The sequence below is a fragment of the Salimicrobium jeotgali genome, assembly GCF_001685435.2.
GTDB classification, from domain to species: domain Bacteria; phylum Bacillota; class Bacilli; order Bacillales; family Halobacillaceae; genus Salimicrobium; species Salimicrobium album.
The window spans coordinates 1,887,917-1,904,663 of record NZ_CP011361.2 but is presented as its reverse complement, the minus strand read 5'-3'; the positions used below and the strand labels follow the sequence as shown (position 1 = coordinate 1,904,663).

Genomic DNA, 16,747 nt, shown 5'->3' with positions numbered 1-16,747 from the left:
AATGAGCAGAAAAACAGTTGTGGTAGGCGGCGGGATAACGGGGTTATCTGCCGCTTATTATTTACAGAAAGCCGGCGTGGATACGGAACTTGTGGAGAAAACAGAACGTCTGGGCGGGAAGGTAAGAACTTTTCATAAGGACGGGTTTACGATTGAAAGAGGACCTGATTCCTTTCTCGCCCGTAAAACAAGCATGCTTGAACTGGCAGAAGAAATCGGAATGGGGGAGGAAGTCGTCAAAAATTCGACCGGGAACGCATATATTCTGGCGAAAGGACGGTTGAACCGTATGCCTCAGGGGTCCCATATGGGAATTCCGACGAGGAAACGGCCGCTCTTGAAGTCCACCCTGTTTTCCGGAAGAGGAAAAATGAGAGCTCTGCTTGAGCCCGGCAAACGGGTGAAAGAAATGACCGGGGATGAGGCTCTCGGGTTGTTTCTAAGGCGCAGGCTCGGGAATGAAGTAGTGGAGAACGCAGTGGAACCGCTTCTTTCCGGGATTTATGCCGGAGATATCGATCGTCTGAGTATGGACGCCACTTTTCCGCAGTTCAGAGAAATCACCGAAGAGTATGGAAGTCTGGTCAAAGGGCTGAAGGATACCGGGACTGCCCCCCCTGTGAGAAAAAAGAAGAATTGGGAAAAACCGAGTGCCTTCCGTTCATTCACCGGCGGACTTTCAGGTTTCATCGACGCCCTGCAGGGTGCTCTGAAGCCAGGGAGCGTCCAGCTGTCCAAAGGCGTAGACCACATCGAGAAGAAAGAGCACGGCTACCACATACTGATGAGTGACGGGGAAGTGAAACGGGCAGACGATATTATTCTGGCTGTCCCCGCTCCAGCAGCTGCAAAAATGCTTGCTCACTATGACTGGACGGAACCTCTGAAACAGATGAAAGCAACCTCGGTGGCCAATGTCGCTATGGCTTTTGACAAATCAGCGATCAAACAGGATATCGACGGTACCGGGTTTGTGGTATCAAGAACGACAGATGACTACCGGATTACGGCATGTACGTGGACGCATAAAAAATGGGCTCATGCAGCACCTGAAGGGAAAGCGCTGCTCCGCTGTTACATCGGAAAGCCGGGAGACGAGGAAGTCGTCGATAAAACAGATGAAGAGATCAGGGATATCGTTATGAAGGATCTTAAAAAAATAATGGATATCACCGACCAGCCTGACTTTTTCGTCGTTACCCGTTGGCACAATGCGATGCCCCAGTATAGTGTAGGTCATAAAGAACGTCTGAATCAGGTCACGAACCATATGAAGAAAGATTTGCCGGGTATTCAGCTTGCAGGTGCCCATTATTACGGCATCGGTCTCCCTGACTGTATCGATCAGGGGAAAGAAGCAGCCGGACGAATTATTGAAAGTGAATAATAAAAAAGCTTACAGTCAATCCGTACATAGATTGCTGTAAGCTTTTTAGTAACAACTGTTATATAGTAGCTGGTATAGGAACGGGACTGTCGCTTCACAAGTTTCGGAAATAGTCTGTTAAAATGAAAGAAAGAAGCAGCAGTCTGCTCCCTTCTTTGATTTATTCCTCTGGAATTAAAGAGCGGGACCTTCACAATCATGACACGTATTACCGTAGCAGTCCGCCTGCTCCTGGATTACGTCTCCACATTTGGCACACTGTTTTTTAGGCAAGTTACGGAAGAATTCAACGACGTTCATCATAAGGGTAATGCCTCCTCTGTTTTTATGTTAAATTCATTGTATTATAACAGAAGCGAGAAATCAACAGGATGTTATAAAACAATTTAAAATAGGGCTAAAGAATTATAAAAGGAGGAATATTATGAATATTACAACTATCGGATACTGGGGAGCTTATCCTGCCCAGAACAGCGCGACATCCAGCTATGTAATAGAGGAAAATGGTTTTCGACTGCTTCTGGACTGCGGCAGTGGAGCGCTTTCCCGTCTTCAGGGGTATATGCCTTTAAGTTCCATCGACGCTGTCCTCATTTCCCACTACCATCATGATCACATAGCTGATATTGGTGTACTGCAACACGCCTGGCTTGTACAGACCCTGCTGGAAAAAGTGAATGAAAAACTTCCGGTCTACGGGCATGAGGAAGACCCGGATGGCTTCGCCGCTTTGTCCTCTTCCTACACGGAAGCGATTCCTTATGATCCCGATGCCCCCGTGACGATAGGGCCCTTCGCCATTTCTTTCCTGAAAACCGATCATCCTGTTCCGTGCTACGGTATGCGGATTTCAAATGGTGAATCGGCCATCGTCTATACGGCAGATACCTGTTATCAGGAAGAGTGGATCGATTTTTCCTGGAAAGCGGATCTTTTGATTGCCGACACCAGTTTTTACAGAGGAATGGATGCCCGGGCGGCCGGTCATATGACCAGTGAGGAAGCGGCTGCAATCGCTGTGAAAGCGGATGTAGAAGAGCTCTGGCTCAGTCACCTTCCGCATTTCGGCAACCATTCGAAGCTGAAACAGGAAGCTGCGGACGTGTTTCAGGGAGAAGTGAAATTGGCGGAGGAAGGATTGAAGTGGACGGACGAGTAATTGCTAAGAAAGCCCCTCTCCCTTATACTTGAGATAAGTAAAAACTGACAGGAAAGGATGAGAATCTTGCTCTTTATCGATAACGAAGGTATTTATGATCCGACTATTAATCTTGCTATTGAGGAGTATGCACTTAAAAACCTCGATATCAGTGAAACGTACTTACTGTTTTATATTAATGAACCGTCCATCATTATAGGAAAAAACCAGAATGCTGTAGAAGAAATCAACACTGATTTCGTAGAGGAGAACGGCATTCACGTCGTTCGTCGTCTTTCCGGGGGCGGAGCAGTGTATCATGATAAAGGGAATCTTAGCTTCAGCTTTCTTACCAGGGACGACGGAAACAGCTTTCATGATTTCGCAAAATTCACCAAACCCGTCGTGGAAGCACTCAAGCAGCTTGGTGCTCCTGCAGAATTATCAGGCCGAAACGATTTGACGATAGAAGGCCGCAAAATTTCCGGGAACGCACAATTCACGACAAAAGGCCGGATGTTCAGTCACGGTACGCTCATGTTCAATTCCGAAGTGGAAAATGTAGTACGCAGCCTTAACGTGAAGTCGGAGAAAATCCGGTCGAAGGGTATTAAATCGATCCGCAGCCGGGTAGCGAATATTTCCGAATATCTTCCGGAAGGAACGACTATGGAAGAGTTCAAGTCGATGATCCTCCGCTATATTTTCGATGTGGAAGATGTGAAGGATGTGCCTCAGTACAAACTTACCGAAGAAGACTGGAAGGGGATCAGAAAGCTTTCGGAAGAACGTTACCGCAACTGGGACTGGAACTACGGAAAGTCACCGAAATCAAATATAAGCCAGACGAAGCGTATTGAAGGCGCAGGAACGTATGACATACGTCTTGATGTAGATAAAGGATATATTAAAAACGCTAAAATCTACGGCGACTTCTTCGGAATCGGGGATGTTTCTGATGTGGAAAATCGTTTAATAGGGACAAAATATGAAAGAGAAGCAATCAGGAAGTCAGTCGAAGACATTGACCTTCCCCACTATCTCGGTAAGATTAATGAAGAAGACTTTTTAACGATTGTGTATTAATCAAACAGGCCCGGCTCCGGAAAGAGTCGGGCCGTTTTGTAGAAAGAAATGCACCACAGTTGAATACGAAAAGTAGGAGGTCCAAATGATGATTACCTGGAGTGAAGAGATAACGATTGATGCAAATATTGAAACAGTATGGGAACTTTTTAAAGATAAGAACATCACCAGGATTATGCCGCAAGTGGAAGAACATTCTCTCATTGAAAAAGAAGAGAACGAGGTAGGAGCAAGGCATCGTCAGACCTACAGAGAAGGAAAAAGAACGGAGACGTATATCGTGACGACTACAGCCTTTGAAGACAGGGAAGAGCGCAAACTGAAAGAAGTGACATTCACTGTGGGAGGTGCTTTTAATATAAAAACCTCTTATACTTTTCAAAAATTGGCAGAAAATAGAACGAGACTCATCTATGAAGGGGCCAATGAGGGCGCCAGTGTTTTAGGAAAAATAATGCTGAAATTCGCCAGGGATAAGAGTAACAGAAAAGTGGTACATGACTTTCTGGAAAGAGTACGGGAGGAAGCGGAAAAGGAGGAAGAACATGTTCGTCCGGAAAGTTGATGAAAAAACGGAACTGCGGCTCGTGGAATTTTTTGATGCAGGTGAACTGTTCGAAATAGTTGAAGAGGAACGGCACTACTTGCAAACTTGGCTTCCATGGGTAGAGAATACCCGGGAAGTGCAGGACATGGAAAATGCGATAAGGAATTTTCGTCGCGGTTATGCTGAATATGAAAGTATGACTGCGGTCGTCCTTTTTCAGGGAAAGATTGTCGGAGTGGTAAGCTTCAACGAACTGGACTGGAAGAATCGAACCACTTACATAGGGTATTGGCTTCGGAGGGAATATCAGGGGAGAGGAATTATCACAAAGTCCGTCAAGTCACTGATTACCTTCGCCTTCTCTTCATTCGGCATGAATAAAGTAATTATCCGGGCCTCTGTGGCAAACGAAACGAGCCGGGCTGTCGCGGAACGTCTCGGGTTTACGAAAGAAGGGGTCTCCCGGTCCGGCGCCCATATGAATAATCGTTTCATCGATCAGATAATTTACGGAATATTAAAAAAGAATGGAAATAAATTTGCGAATAGTCTGGCAATAATTTATAATTTAAGATGATATTTCTTACGATGAATGACTATTCATTCATTTAATAAAAGAAGGGGGGAGCACCTATGAATGTAAGTGAACGATTAAGCTTGACAGCCCGGGAAATGCCGGGGAAAGATGCGTATATTTTTCAGGGAGAGAGGACGGATTACCGGACTTTCGATGCTAAAGTAACTAAATTCGCAAGCGCTCTCGAAGATGCCGGTTTCGAGAAGGGGGATCACGTAGCTCTTATCAGTGGCAACAGTCCTGTGTTTATGATTGGCCTTTACGGCGCTCTTCGTGCAGGTCTCAGCGTCATTCCTATCAATCCTACGTACACTTCCAAAGAAATGAAGTATATTTTAAAAAATGGCGATGTCAAAGGGGTTATAACGCTTGATGTTCTTGTAAGTCAGCTGGATGTAGTGGATGATGAATTGGATGTCACCCATTATTTCGTTGCGGATACCGGGGCAGATATTGATCTGGAAGCTTTTACTATCTCCCCAAAAATGAAATCGTTTACAAAAGCAGTAGAGCAAGGATCAGCTTCATTCACTCCTCCTTCGCTGGATGATGATGACCTGGCGGTTATTCTGTATACCTCCGGGACGACCGGGAAGCCGAAAGGAGCGATGCTTACCCACAAAAACATCTATTCGAACGCAAAAGATGTGGCCACCTATCTGGAAATAAGTGAAGAGGACCGTGTAATTGCAACGTTGCCTATGTTCCACGTGTTCTGCCTGACCGTGGCGTTGAATGCTCCGATTGTAAATGGAGGAACGATTATAGTCATCCCTCAGTTCTCACCGGGAGAAGTGTTCAAAGCTGCGAAAGAGTATGAGGCTACTGTATTTGCCGGTGTGCCTACGATGTACAACTATCTTCTGCAGACAGGAGACGGCCAGGAAAGCACATTTGAAAATATGCGTATCAACGTTTCGGGTGGCTCTTCTCTTCCGGTTTCTCTCCTCGAAGCTTTCGAGAAAAAATTCAACGTACGGGTGTCGGAAGGGTACGGGTTATCGGAAGCTTCTCCCGTGACAGCTTTTAATCCTTTAGACCGGCCGCGCCGGGCCGGTTCTATAGGACAGAATATCACTAACGTCGAAAATAAAGTCGTTGATGAGCTCGGCCAGGAAGTACCTGCCGGAGAAACAGGCGAGCTCGTCGTCAAAGGACCGAATGTGATGAAGGGTTACTATAAAATGCCGGAAGAAACAGCGGTAACGATTAAAGACGGCTGGCTGTTCACCGGAGATATGGCCCGTGAGGATGAGGAAGGGTACTTTTATATCGTGGACAGGAAAAAAGATCTGATTATCGTCGGCGGCTATAACGTTTACCCGAGAGAAGTGGAGGAAGTCCTCTATCAGCACCCGGAAATTACGGAAGCGGCTGTAGTCGGAGAACCTCATCCGGAGATGGGAGAGGCAGTGATCGCTTTCGTCGTTTCAGATAACCCTTCCCTGAATGAAGAAGCTGTCATTGAATACTGTAAGAAGGAACTGGCGAAATACAAACTTCCACAGCGCGTAGAGTTCATGGAAGAGCTCCCTAAAAACACGACCGGTAAAATTTTAAGAAAGAACCTGCGAGAGCATTTACAGCAAAGTTAACAGATGTCTGTTGTCAGTTAATAGAAATATCGCAGACACATATGCGGTAGACCGCAAAAAGCTTTCGGTGAGATTTTTCAGAGGCTGTATTATAATGAAAATTGAGAAAGGCAGTTTAAATAACTGTCTGCATGAAAGAAAAGCCTTTGTACGCTAAAGAGCCTTTTCATTCATGTAAACCCCTCACTCAAAAGTTAATCAGTCGTCTCTTTTGGCCAATGCTCCCCGTAGCATTGGCTCTTTTTTAGGTTGAACAGAGATAAGAACACCGAGTGCGGGATAGCGTTGATCAAATACCTCTTCGGAGAAGTCACTTCCTCTCGTAATCCACCATGTATTCTTCTTTAGTAATATAAAATTCTCTGTCGGGGCGGTGGGTTATCAAACCGAGGCGCTCCAGTTTGTAGCAGTTAACCCGTCGGTAAGGGTCATCTTCAATGACAGGCAGTTCTTTTTCCTGCTGAACGTAAGCATCCACTGCCCGCTGCATCATATCGATATCTTTTGCGAGCTGAAGGTTTTCCTCTTCAAATACTTCGTAAGTTTCCCGGGACATGTAGAAAGTCTTCCTCGGTTTTCCTTCGATGAAGTGAGCAAGAAGCTCATAGTCGATGGTTAGGTCTTCATTAATGATTACACTTAAAGGTACCCTGTCCGATTTTTTTTCGGCATAATCGTTGATGGCTTTTCGTATATCATTCAGGGATAAGTCCATAGTTTCCAGTTCTCTGGGGGCAGATTTCTTTTTCTTTCTCCGAATCCACATAGCACTCTCCTCCGGTATTTTACTGTTATTATAACAAATACGGTGAAGATGTTGGAATTTTCGGAAGAAAATAACAGGAACGTAGACGGTTCGAAAATAATCTGCTATATTTAAAAAGCAATTACTGTACTCACAAGGAAGGGATATGATAACCGTGAAAGAAACGTTGAAAACTGAATATGAAGTAAACGAACGTACAGTTGCTCTCATCGCCATAGAGGAAGAGGGGAAAATCAGAACGAGGGTGATGGAAGTGGAAGATTCATTTATAGTGGACCTGCCCCCCACGAAAGTGATCGACAACTCCTGTAAGTATTTTGGAAGCAACCTCTCCGGTAGAATTTCCGGCACAAAAGCTATTACGAACTACACACACAAATCCCCCATCGTCATCTCCGGGATGCTGAAGCTCTATTACTTCCCGACCATGTCCCCTTCAAGACTTGAATGCTCCTGGATTTCCCACAGTTTTGTACGTGATTTCGCCCCCGGCCAGACCGATCCCAGAAAAACGAGAGTTCAATTTGTAAACAAACTGAGTGAAGAATTGCCCGTCTCCCCCGGCGTATTTTCGAACCAGCTGGAACGCACCGCACAGTTCAGGCTCATGTACGAAAAACGATTCACTTCTACGGTGAGACATTCTTTTGTTTCAGAGCCTTCTCCATCAGTTCCCATAAGATGAATTCCACTTTCCTGCGGATAGCCGGATTGAAATAGTTTCTCTTTTCCTCATAACCTGCAGCCATAAAGGAAAAAGTGGTAAAGGCTTCGTGCCTTGATGTTTCAATAACGTAAACCTGATGCGTATCCATAAATGAACGAAGATGCTTTCTTTCTTCCCTGGCACACACTTCCATTTTACCAAGCAGTTCGAGGTAAGGTTCTTTAATCTTGTGGGCGCCATTCGCTATATGTCGCCGGTCCTGTTTTATGACAGTGATCGCCATTGTCAGGAACAGGTAGCGGGAGGCTTTATCAAGTTGTTTTTCTTTCAGGTGAGCCATACCTGGACCTCCTCTCATTCATTGCGAACATGTGTTCTTGTATGGTAGTATATCATAGAACCCCTTCGCTTATGCAATCCAATTTTCGAAAGTGACACGGTAGGCAGAAAAGAAGAATTCCAGTAAAATAAAATTACTATAGATAAACAGAGTAGGATGAACCTTTATGCCAACGCTTGAGGAATTGAAATTGCTAGCTGAAAATGATCAATTGTTCGATTACGCTATACGGCAACTGGAGAGGCTGGAGCGCTTTGGTCCGCTTCCCGGTATAGTTCTGCCTCTTATCGAAGCTTTTCTCCCTGTTTTGCCGCTCATAGTATTTGTAGTCGCCAATGCCGTGGTGTACGGTCTTATTAAAGGATTTCTCTACTCATGGATCGGGGCTGTGGCAGGAGCCGTACTCGTCTTTCTTATAGTACGAGGTCTCGGACGTCGGCGTTTTTTTCGTTTTTTGAGAAAGAACCGTCAGGTAAAACGGGTGATGGTTTGGTTTGAAGAGCACGGATTCGGTCCGCTGTTTCTTCTCATGTGCTTTCCTTTTTCCCCTTCCGCCATCATTAATGTCGTTGCAGGATTGTCCGGAGTGAAGACCAGAGACTTTTTACTGGCTGCTGTACTCGGGAAATCCGTAATGATTTTTTCGATAACGTTCGTCGGTGACAGCATCACCTCTTTTACTTCGAATCCTGTCAAAACTATCGTTGTGCTTATCTGTATCAGTCTTTTCTGGCTCCTCGGTAAATATTTGGAGCAGCGGCTGGCGGCACGTGCCAGAAGGAAGAAGGGTTGAACCGGCCCTCTCCCGGGTAAATTACCAGTATTAAACCCTTTGGAGGAAACGGAATGAATAAACATAAATATCTGTTTCGTGCGGTCGTTCTGGCAGCCCTTGTGGCGGTGTTCTTCCGCACTTTTATCTTCGTAAGTTATATTGTGGACGGGGAGTCGATGGAGCCTACGTTACACGATGGAAATCTTTTAATGGTGAATAGAGTCTCCTATGAATGGACAGAAATACACCGGCAGGACGTCATCGTTTTTCATTACAACGAAAAAGACGACTATGTAAAAAGGGTGATCGGTCTCCCGGGGGATGAGATAGCCGTGAAAGACGACGAATTATACGTTAACGATGAGCGGTTGGAAGAAACGTATCTTGATAAGCTGCGTCCGGAAAACGGGGAAGTTTTCACCCCCAGTTTCACGCTCGAAGGAATAACAGGAACACCGACAGTCCCTCCGGGTAAACTCTTCGTTCTCGGGGATAACCGCCGGCACAGCCTGGACAGCCGCCGCTTCGGTTTTATCGATTCAGCTTCGGTGGTCGGAAAAGTGTCAATACGTTACTGGCCGATGTCACAGTTGAGTATAACATTTCAATGAACTGCCGCCCGGGTGGTTCATTTTCTTATGGTATTGTAAGATAAGGAAAAAGGAGGAAGGCGGATGAGCATTAAGTTCATAACCGGACGTTCGGGAGCCGGAAAAAGTGACTACTGTCTGAGTGAAATAGAAGCGAAACTTCAAAAGGAACCTGCAGGCCGCCCGATTGTATATCTGGTGCCGGATCAGATGACCTTCCAGCAGGAGTATGCGTTATTGAAGCGGGGGAATATCGACGGTGCGACGAGAGCTCATGTGCTCAGTTTTTCCCGTCTCGCCTGGAAAGTGTTTCAGGAAACCGGAGGTGCGACGAGATCTTATATAAGCTCTACGGGAGTACAGATGCTGCTCAGAAAAATCGTGGAGGAACGCACATCCGATTGGAATGTCTTCCAAAAGGCGATGGAGAAACAGGGATTTATTCATCAGCTGGAAGAAATGATTACGGAATTCAAAAGATATCGCGTGACTCCTGAGACGCTTGAATCCCAAATGGAGGCTATGGAAGGATATGTCCACCGGACCGCTGAAGAAAGGGCGCTGCAGGATAAACTGGAAGATCTTCATTATATCTACAGCCGTCTCACCCACTACATGGAAGGCGTCTACGTGGATGGAGAAGACCAGTTGAAACTGCTCGGAGAGAAAATCCCCCACTCTTCATTTCTTCAGGGTGCAGAAGTATACATAGACGGTTTCCACAGTTTCACTCCCCAGGAGTATGAGGTTCTGCGTGAACTCTTCCAGCATGCGGAACAGGTACAGGTCACACTGACACTCGACGAAGAAGACGGAGAGCCTGAAGATATCGATCTTTTTGCGGAAACGAAAGAAACCTGTGCCATTCTCAGAGAGCTGGCTGAAGAAGGGGGTGTGGAAGTGGAGGAGACGCTGACCCTTTCGAATGAACAGGGCCGTTTTCTTGATCGTAAAGCATTTCAGCACCTGGAGAATAACTTTGAAGAACGTCCTGCCCCTTCTTTCGAAGGAGACGTACCGATCGGTATTTATGAAGCTGTCCACCCCAGGGCGGAAGTGGAAGGAGCTGCCCAGGAAATCCTCCGGCTCGTCCGGGAAGACGGGTACAGGTACCGCGATATAGCAATTCTCATGCGTGATGCCGGTATGTATCACAGTTTAATCGAAACGATTTTCACCGATTATGGTATACCGGTCTTTCTTGATGAAAAGCGGACGATGCTGAACCACCCGCTCCTGGAACTGATACGTTCCGCACTTGATGTCGTAGAGGGGGGCTGGCGCTATGATGCGGTATTCCGGCTGTTGAAAACCGGTTTTATCCCTTCCGGCGATAAGAAACATCCTCTTAACGAAGAAGCCATTGATGAGTTGGAAAATTATGTTCTCGAATATGGCATCCGTTCGAGGGAGCAATGGAGATCGGCGGAGCCATGGAAATATCAGCGATTTCGGGGTTTTGAACAGGCGGCACAGACGGATGAAGAGAAACAGAAGCAGGATCGCATTAACGCATACCGTCATCAGGTGACAGAAGCCCTCGGGAATCTGGATGACGACCTCCGGGGCAGGAAATCCAATGAAAAGAGGGCGACCGCTCTTTTTGAATGGCTGGACAGAATGGACGTTCCGGGCACGCTTGAAATATGGAGAAGTTTCTATGATGAAAACGGAGAAGTGGAGAAAGGAAGGGAGCAGGAACAGGTATGGGACAGTCTGCTTCAACTTCTCGACGAAATGGTGGAGATGATAGGGGAAGAAACTATGTCCCTTCAGGTATTCCGCCAGGCATTCGAAAGTGGTCTCGATGCCCTTACTTTCGCTCACGTACCTCCAAGTATGGATCATATCATTGTCGGAAGCGTGGACCGTTCCAGATTAAACGGCATCAAAGCCGGATTTCTTCTCGGAGTCAACGAAGGAACGTGGCCAATGAAACCTGCCGGAGACGGAATGATTTCTGAGGAAGACCGGGAACTTCTGTCCCGGCATGGAGTGGAATTAGCGGCCGGAAGTCGCGAAAGACTGCTTTACGACCGTTTCTACATGTATCTTGCAGCAACGATGCCGAGCGGGAAATTATGGGTGAGTTATCCGTTGAGTGATGAGGAAGGTAAAGCGAAGGCGGCTTCTCCCCTGATCACCCGCATTGAAGAACTGTTTCCGGCCTGCAGGGAACATGTGCTTCTTCAGGATCCGGACGATCTGGAAGAAGCCGAACGTTTTATCACGACGCCGGTCAAGACGCGATCGGCTCTCACTGCCCAGCTGGCCCGTTATATTAAAGGATACCGGATCCAGGATGCCTGGTGGGGCGTGTTGAACTGGTATATTCAGGCGGAAACGAAAGAGAGCACGACGCGAAGAGTGCTTCACAGCCTGTTTTATAAAAATGAACCCGTTCAACTCCAGCAGGAAACAGCCCGCCGCATGCATAAGAAACAGGTGAAAACGAGTGTTTCCGCCCTGGAATCTTACTACAGCTGCGGATTTCAGCACTTTGCCGGTAAAGGGCTGAATCTGGAAGAACGACGGACGTATAAATTGGACGCCCCTGATATAGGTCAGTTGTTCCACGAGGCTCTTCGGCAGATAACCGACTGGATCGGAAAGGAAGGGAAGCGGTTTTCGGAGCTGGATCGTTCCTCTGCCGAACAGTATGCGCGCCGTGCCACACAGGAACTTGCACCGGTTCTGCAGCATCAGGTGCTCAGAAGTTCGAATCGATACAGATATATTCAGGAAAAGTTGAGTAAAGTGATCGCCCAGGCAACATATATCCTCGGAGAACAGGCGAGACGGACGAATTTTGCTCCTGTCGGTCTTGAACTCGGTTTCGGGGAAGTGAAAGATTCAGCCCTTCCGGCTATGAGTCTGGATCTTCCGAACGGCTTCGAACTCATGCTCAGAGGAAGAATCGACCGGGTGGATCAGGCTGTTGATAATGAAGAGATGTTCCTGAGAATCATTGACTACAAGTCAAGTGCAAGAGGTCTGAATCTTTCCGATGTATATTACGGTCTTTCGCTGCAGATGCTTATTTATCTCGAAGTTATATTACAGAATGCGAAAGAATGGCTCGGAATGGAGGCGACTCCTGCAGGTGTACTGTATTTCCACGTCCACAACCCGATGATTACAGGAAAGAAAGTGCTGAACGATGAAGAACTGGAACGGGAAATCGTGAAAAGTTTCAAAATGCAGGGGCTGCTTCTGGAAGATGAAGCCGCTGTCCGCATGATGGATACAGAGACGGATAAAGGTTACAGCCCGGTGGTTCCGGCAGGATTAAAGGAAAAAGGCGGTTTTTATTCCAATTCCAAAGTGGCGGACAGGGAAAGGTTCGAAGCGCTGGACGGTTACGTTCGTAAACTGATGACGCAGGCGGGGATGGATATTACGGAAGGCAATATTCCGCTTAATCCATATCAGAAGAAACAGGAAACGGCATGTCAGTTCTGTTCCTTCCGTTCCGTCTGTCAGTTCGACCCGACTCTTGCGGAGAACCAGTACCGGAAGCTGGCCGATATGAAAGACAGTAAAGTCTGGGAGAAATTGAAGGAAAAGGGGGAAGTCGATGGTTAGCTGGACAAAAGAACAGGAAGAGGCGATTTATAATTCCGGCCATGATATTCTCGTCTCGGCAGCGGCAGGATCGGGAAAAACAGCGGTTCTTGTAGAAAGGATCATTCAAAAGGTGATCGACAGGCAGAACCCGGTGGATATCCACTCCCTTCTCGTAGTAACCTTCACGAACGCAGCAGCTCAGGAAATGAGGAACAGGGTGACGGAGGCGCTCGACAAAGCTCTTGAACAGTCGCCGGATTCTATCCACCTGAAAAAACAGCTGTCCCTTGTGCAGAGTGCGTCCATTTCGACACTTCATTCCTTCTGTATGGAAGTGATAAGGAAACATGCGTATCTTCTGGATATCGATCCGGCCTTCAGAATTGCGGATTCCGTAGAAGCGGATTTAATGAAGCAGGAAGTGCTGGAAGATCTTCTGGAAGACTGGTATGGACGAGAAGGCGAGGAGCGAACCCGGTTTTTTGACCTGGTGGACCGGTTCTCGGGGGACCGTCATGACCTGGACGTGGAGTCGCTTATTCTTCAGATGTACACCTTCTCGGAACAGCATCCGTGGCCGGAAGATTGGCTGGACCAGGTGGCAGAAATGTATAACGTTTCAGTGAATGAAGAGGTGGAAGATCTGCCCTGGTTTGTGCTGCTGAAAAGAGAAGTACACCATCAGCTTGAAGCTATGGAAAAAGAAGCAGAAGAATTCCTTGAACTTACCCGCAAGCCGGACGGCCCTTATACATACGGGGAAACGGCAGACAAGGATCTCGCTCTTGTACGTGAAGCGAAAGCCAGCCTCGCCACGTCCTGGCAGTCGCTTGAGAACTACGTGAAAGAAGCTAAATTTCCATCACTGTCGAGAAAAAAATCAGACGTGACAGAGGATAAGAAAAATGAAGCGAAAGAAATACGGGAAAGATATAAGAAAAGATTCAAAAAGATTCAGGAAGAATGGTTTGCACGCCCCCTTGTGAGATATCTTGAAGAGATGGGGGAATTGTATCCGGTCATCGTTCAGCTGGGAGTTGTAGTGAAAGATTTTAAACAGCGCTACCAGGAAGCGAAGAAAGAAAAAGGAGTAGTCGATTTCTCCGACCTGGAGCATTATGCACTGAATATTTTACGGGATGAAAGTTCACAGCCGGAACATCTCGTACCTTCGCAGGTGGCGAAAAATTATCAGCGCCAGTTTACGGAAGTACTCGTAGATGAGTACCAGGACACGAATCTGGTACAGGAGACGCTCCTTAAACTATTGACTGCCGATGACGGGGCGGGAGATTTGTTTATGGTGGGGGATGTGAAACAGAGTATATACCGCTTCCGGCACGCGGAACCTTCCCTGTTTCTCCAGAAGTACAGCCGTTTCCAGCAGAAAGAAGAAGACGGAGAGAGAATAGATCTGGCCAAAAATTTCCGCAGCCGGACCCAGGTGCTCGATGCAACGAACTATCTATTCCGTCAAATTCTCGACGAAGAGGTCGGGGAGATGGAGTATGAGAAAGAAGCCGAACTTATTTACGGGAACACCTCCTACGACGAATGGTTCAAAGAAGACACGAGCACGGAACTTCTGTTAATTGACCGGGAAGAAGCAGAAGAGGAGCAGGAGGACATGGAAGAAGATTACCGTGATCTGGAAAAGGCACAGCTGGAAGCCCGGGCTTACGCAGGGAAAATCAGAGGATGGCTCGGGTATGATGGAAACGAGCCGATGCAGGTAATGGATAAAGAAACAGGTATGCCGAGACCTCTTAAATTCAGGGATATAGTATTTCTCCAACGTTCCATGACGTGGGCGCCGGTTATAATGGATGAACTTAAACAGCAGGGGATTCCGGTCTACGCAGAACTTTCCACCGGGTATTTCGAAGCGATTGAAATCCGGGTAATGATCAGCCTGTTGAAGATCATTGATAATCCGAAACAGGATATTCCACTGGCTTCGGTACTCAGGTCTCCGATTGTCGGGTTGGATGAGGACGAGCTTGCACGCATCCGTCTGGAAGACAAGCGGACAAATTATTATGAAGCTGTTAAATTATATACCGCCAAAGAAACGGATTCGTTAAGCGGAAAACTGGACCGTTTTCTGATCATGCTCCACGATTTCCGGGAGCGGGCGCGACAGGGAGCCCTGTCTGAACTGATCTGGTACATTTACCGTGAGACCGGTTACTATGATTTTACAGGAGGTATGCCTGGAGGACGTCAGCGTCAGGCAAATCTCCGGGCACTTTATGACCGTGCCCGCTCCTATGAGACTACATCTTTCCGCGGACTGTTCCGTTTCCTTCGTTTCATTGAAAGAATGGAAGAAAGGGGAGACGATCTTGGGGCGGCCCGGGCTCTTGGAGAGCAGGAAGATGTCGTGCGGATTATGACGATCCACAAAAGTAAGGGACTGGAATTTCCGGTGGTCATTCTCGGAGGTATTGATAAGCAATTCAATATGAAAGATCTTAATTCCCGGTATTTACTCCACAAAGATCTCGGCTTCGGATCGAAATACATCGACCCCGAAAAAAGGCTCACTTACCCGACGATCGCTTATCACGCTTTGCGCGAAAAGAAAAAAAGAGAGATGCTCGCCGAAGAAATGCGGGTGCTCTATGTGGCTCTTACGAGGGCTAAGGAAAAACTGGTGCTTGTAGGAAATGTCGCTTCTTTTCAGGCAAAACAGGAGGAATGGAAGCGTTTTGCCCGCTATGAACCATGGACACTGCCGGCAGCTGACAGGCTGAGCGCGAAATCGTACCTGGACTGGATCGGTCCTTCTCTTGTCCGACATCAGCAGGCCCAAATTCTTACGGCCGGGGAAGTGGAAGTGGCAACTTCTTCCGCTATTCACAAGGATGAATCACAGTGGTCTGTCGGAGTCATCCACGGCAGAGAATTAACCGGTACAGAAAAGGAAAGAGAACATCGGGATGATACAGTGAAAGAATCCGTTTTTAAGTGGTCTCCCGTTGATCACGAAATAGAACCGTTTGTTGAGAAAAGACTGGGTTATCGCTATCCTCATGAACAGGCAGCGAGACGACGCGCCAAACAGACGGTGACGGAAATCAAGAGGAATCAGGAAGTGGATGAATATGCCGACACGACTCTTGCTCTTCCTTACCGGCCTCCGATGAGAAAGAGACCTAAATTTATGCAGCAGGAAAAAGCGCTCACTGCCGCCGAGCGGGGGACAGCTATGCACACCGTGATGCAGCACATTCCTCTAAAACCTCATACCTCCCGGGAAGTGGAAGAATTCACTGAAAAACTTATTACCCGGGAAATAATAACACGTCAGGAAGCGGACGCAATCGATGCCGAGGCCATTTCCCGTTTTTTTGATACAGAAACGGGTGAGACAGTAATTTCCGAACCGGGAGTGGAACGTGAAGCAGCTTTCAACTATATGCTTCCTGCAAAAGAAGTATATAGCGACTGGAAGGAAGACGATAACGACCGGGTATTTATCCAGGGGATTGTGGATCTTCTCATCCCTTATAAAGATGGATATATTCTGCTTGACTACAAAACAGACAGTCTGAGCGGAAAGGAAACGGATGAAGAGCTTTCTTCCCGTTACCGCACCCAGCTCTCCCTTTATACAAAAGCGATTGAGGATATAAGAAAAAAGAAAGTGTACAAAAGCATACTTTACTTTTTCGATGCAGCAAAAGTTGTGGAGGTGAAAGGGGATTGA

General features: G+C 47.0%; 14 protein-coding genes. 11 read left to right on the top strand and 3 right to left on the bottom strand.

All coding sequences use genetic code 11. The features are described 5' to 3' along the window. Position 1 precedes the first annotated feature (1 nt). On the top strand, positions 2-1,387 hold the full coding sequence (hemY, locus tag AAV35_RS09495; RefSeq protein ID WP_008590166.1) for a protoporphyrinogen oxidase: 1,386 nt from the start codon (positions 2-4) through the stop codon (positions 1,385-1,387). A gap of 174 nt (positions 1,388-1,561) precedes the next feature. Here the strand turns inward: hemY and yhfH are convergent, their stop codons facing one another. Next, positions 1,562-1,690 (bottom strand): protein YhfH, encoded by a 129-nt coding sequence (gene yhfH / locus AAV35_RS09490; RefSeq protein ID WP_008590165.1) that lies wholly within the window; start codon positions 1,688-1,690, stop codon positions 1,562-1,564. Between the two features lie 121 nt (positions 1,691-1,811). On the opposite strand from yhfH, the gene AAV35_RS09485 reads away from it, so the two are divergent. From AAV35_RS09485 to AAV35_RS09465, 5 genes are all read left to right on the top strand, one after another. Next, positions 1,812-2,546, top strand: coding sequence for an MBL fold metallo-hydrolase (locus AAV35_RS09485; RefSeq protein ID WP_008590163.1), 735 nt, complete (start codon positions 1,812-1,814; stop codon positions 2,544-2,546). A 66-nt stretch (positions 2,547-2,612) separates the two neighbouring features. After that, positions 2,613-3,611: a lipoate--protein ligase gene (gene lplA, locus AAV35_RS09480; protein ID WP_008590161.1), complete on the top strand. Its 999-nt coding sequence runs from the start codon at positions 2,613-2,615 to the stop codon at positions 3,609-3,611. Between the two features lie 85 nt (positions 3,612-3,696). Continuing rightward, a complete protein-coding gene (locus AAV35_RS09475) occupies positions 3,697-4,176 on the top strand; it encodes an SRPBCC family protein (protein ID WP_237757029.1) in 480 nt (159 codons plus the stop codon). Next, positions 4,157-4,735: a GNAT family N-acetyltransferase gene (locus AAV35_RS09470; protein WP_008590156.1), complete on the top strand. Its 579-nt coding sequence runs from the start codon at positions 4,157-4,159 to the stop codon at positions 4,733-4,735. Before AAV35_RS09475 ends, AAV35_RS09470 begins: the two co-directional genes overlap by 20 nt. Positions 4,736-4,791: 56 nt before the next feature. Continuing rightward, entirely contained in the window at positions 4,792-6,330 is a 1,539-nt protein-coding gene (locus AAV35_RS09465) for a fatty acid--CoA ligase family protein (RefSeq protein ID WP_008590154.1), read from the top strand. A 310-nt stretch (positions 6,331-6,640) separates the two neighbouring features. On the opposite strand, the gene AAV35_RS09460 is transcribed toward AAV35_RS09465, so the two are convergent. Beyond that, the gene (locus AAV35_RS09460; protein WP_008590153.1) at positions 6,641-7,096 is read right to left on the bottom strand and encodes a DUF3939 domain-containing protein; all 456 of its coding nucleotides are present in this window, start codon (positions 7,094-7,096) and stop codon (positions 6,641-6,643) included. 145 nt (positions 7,097-7,241) lie between these two features. On the opposite strand from AAV35_RS09460, the gene AAV35_RS09455 reads away from it, so the two are divergent. Further along, entirely contained in the window at positions 7,242-7,781 is a 540-nt protein-coding gene (locus AAV35_RS09455; RefSeq protein WP_040609359.1) for a competence protein ComK, read from the top strand. Here the strand turns inward: AAV35_RS09455 and AAV35_RS09450 are convergent. Then, positions 7,726-8,103 carry a YhjD family protein gene (locus tag AAV35_RS09450; protein WP_008590148.1) on the bottom strand — a complete coding sequence of 126 codons (378 nt, stop codon included), beginning with the start codon at positions 8,101-8,103 and terminating at the stop codon, positions 7,726-7,728. The genes AAV35_RS09455 and AAV35_RS09450 overlap by 56 nt on opposite strands. A gap of 166 nt (positions 8,104-8,269) precedes the next feature. On the opposite strand from AAV35_RS09450, the gene AAV35_RS09445 reads away from it, so the two are divergent. The 4 genes from AAV35_RS09445 to addA all read left to right on the top strand — a co-directional run bounded on the left by AAV35_RS09445 (position 8,270) and on the right by addA (position 16,747). After that, complete coding sequence (locus AAV35_RS09445) at positions 8,270-8,896, top strand: TVP38/TMEM64 family protein (RefSeq protein WP_008590145.1); 627 nt, start codon at positions 8,270-8,272, stop codon at positions 8,894-8,896. Between the two features lie 53 nt (positions 8,897-8,949). Next, a complete protein-coding gene (gene lepB, locus AAV35_RS09440) occupies positions 8,950-9,489 on the top strand; it encodes a signal peptidase I (protein WP_008590143.1) in 540 nt (179 codons plus the stop codon). Positions 9,490-9,552: 63 nt separating this feature from the next. Next, positions 9,553-13,053, top strand: coding sequence for a helicase-exonuclease AddAB subunit AddB (gene addB / locus AAV35_RS09435; RefSeq protein WP_008590141.1), 3,501 nt, complete (start codon positions 9,553-9,555; stop codon positions 13,051-13,053). After that, positions 13,046-16,747 (top strand): helicase-exonuclease AddAB subunit AddA, encoded by a 3,702-nt coding sequence (gene addA, locus AAV35_RS09430; RefSeq protein WP_008590139.1) that lies wholly within the window; start codon positions 13,046-13,048, stop codon positions 16,745-16,747. The genes addB and addA overlap by 8 nt, the downstream gene beginning before the upstream one ends.

What these genes read in the sequence shown, in the direction of transcription:
- yhfH (WP_008590165.1), bottom strand. Translation starts at nt 1,690, where the DNA reads ATGATGAACGTCGTTGAATTCTTCCGTAACTTGCCTAAAAAACAGTGT.
- AAV35_RS09470 (WP_008590156.1), top strand. Translation starts at nt 4,157, where the DNA reads ATGTTCGTCCGGAAAGTTGATGAAAAAACGGAACTGCGGCTCGTGGAA.
- AAV35_RS09465 (WP_008590154.1), top strand. Translation starts at nt 4,792, where the DNA reads ATGAATGTAAGTGAACGATTAAGCTTGACAGCCCGGGAAATGCCGGGG.
- AAV35_RS09475 (WP_237757029.1), top strand. Translation starts at nt 3,697, where the DNA reads ATGATGATTACCTGGAGTGAAGAGATAACGATTGATGCAAATATTGAA.
- AAV35_RS09445 (WP_008590145.1), top strand. Translation starts at nt 8,270, where the DNA reads ATGCCAACGCTTGAGGAATTGAAATTGCTAGCTGAAAATGATCAATTG.
- AAV35_RS09455 (WP_040609359.1), top strand. Translation starts at nt 7,242, where the DNA reads ATGATAACCGTGAAAGAAACGTTGAAAACTGAATATGAAGTAAACGAA.
- addA (WP_008590139.1), top strand. Translation starts at nt 13,046, where the DNA reads ATGGTTAGCTGGACAAAAGAACAGGAAGAGGCGATTTATAATTCCGGC.
- addB (WP_008590141.1), top strand. Translation starts at nt 9,553, where the DNA reads ATGAGCATTAAGTTCATAACCGGACGTTCGGGAGCCGGAAAAAGTGAC.
- AAV35_RS09450 (WP_008590148.1), bottom strand. Translation starts at nt 8,103, where the DNA reads ATGGCTCACCTGAAAGAAAAACAACTTGATAAAGCCTCCCGCTACCTG.
- lepB (WP_008590143.1), top strand. Translation starts at nt 8,950, where the DNA reads ATGAATAAACATAAATATCTGTTTCGTGCGGTCGTTCTGGCAGCCCTT.
- AAV35_RS09485 (WP_008590163.1), top strand. Translation starts at nt 1,812, where the DNA reads ATGAATATTACAACTATCGGATACTGGGGAGCTTATCCTGCCCAGAAC.
- AAV35_RS09460 (WP_008590153.1), bottom strand. Translation starts at nt 7,096, where the DNA reads ATGTGGATTCGGAGAAAGAAAAAGAAATCTGCCCCCAGAGAACTGGAA.
- hemY (WP_008590166.1), top strand. Translation starts at nt 2, where the DNA reads ATGAGCAGAAAAACAGTTGTGGTAGGCGGCGGGATAACGGGGTTATCT.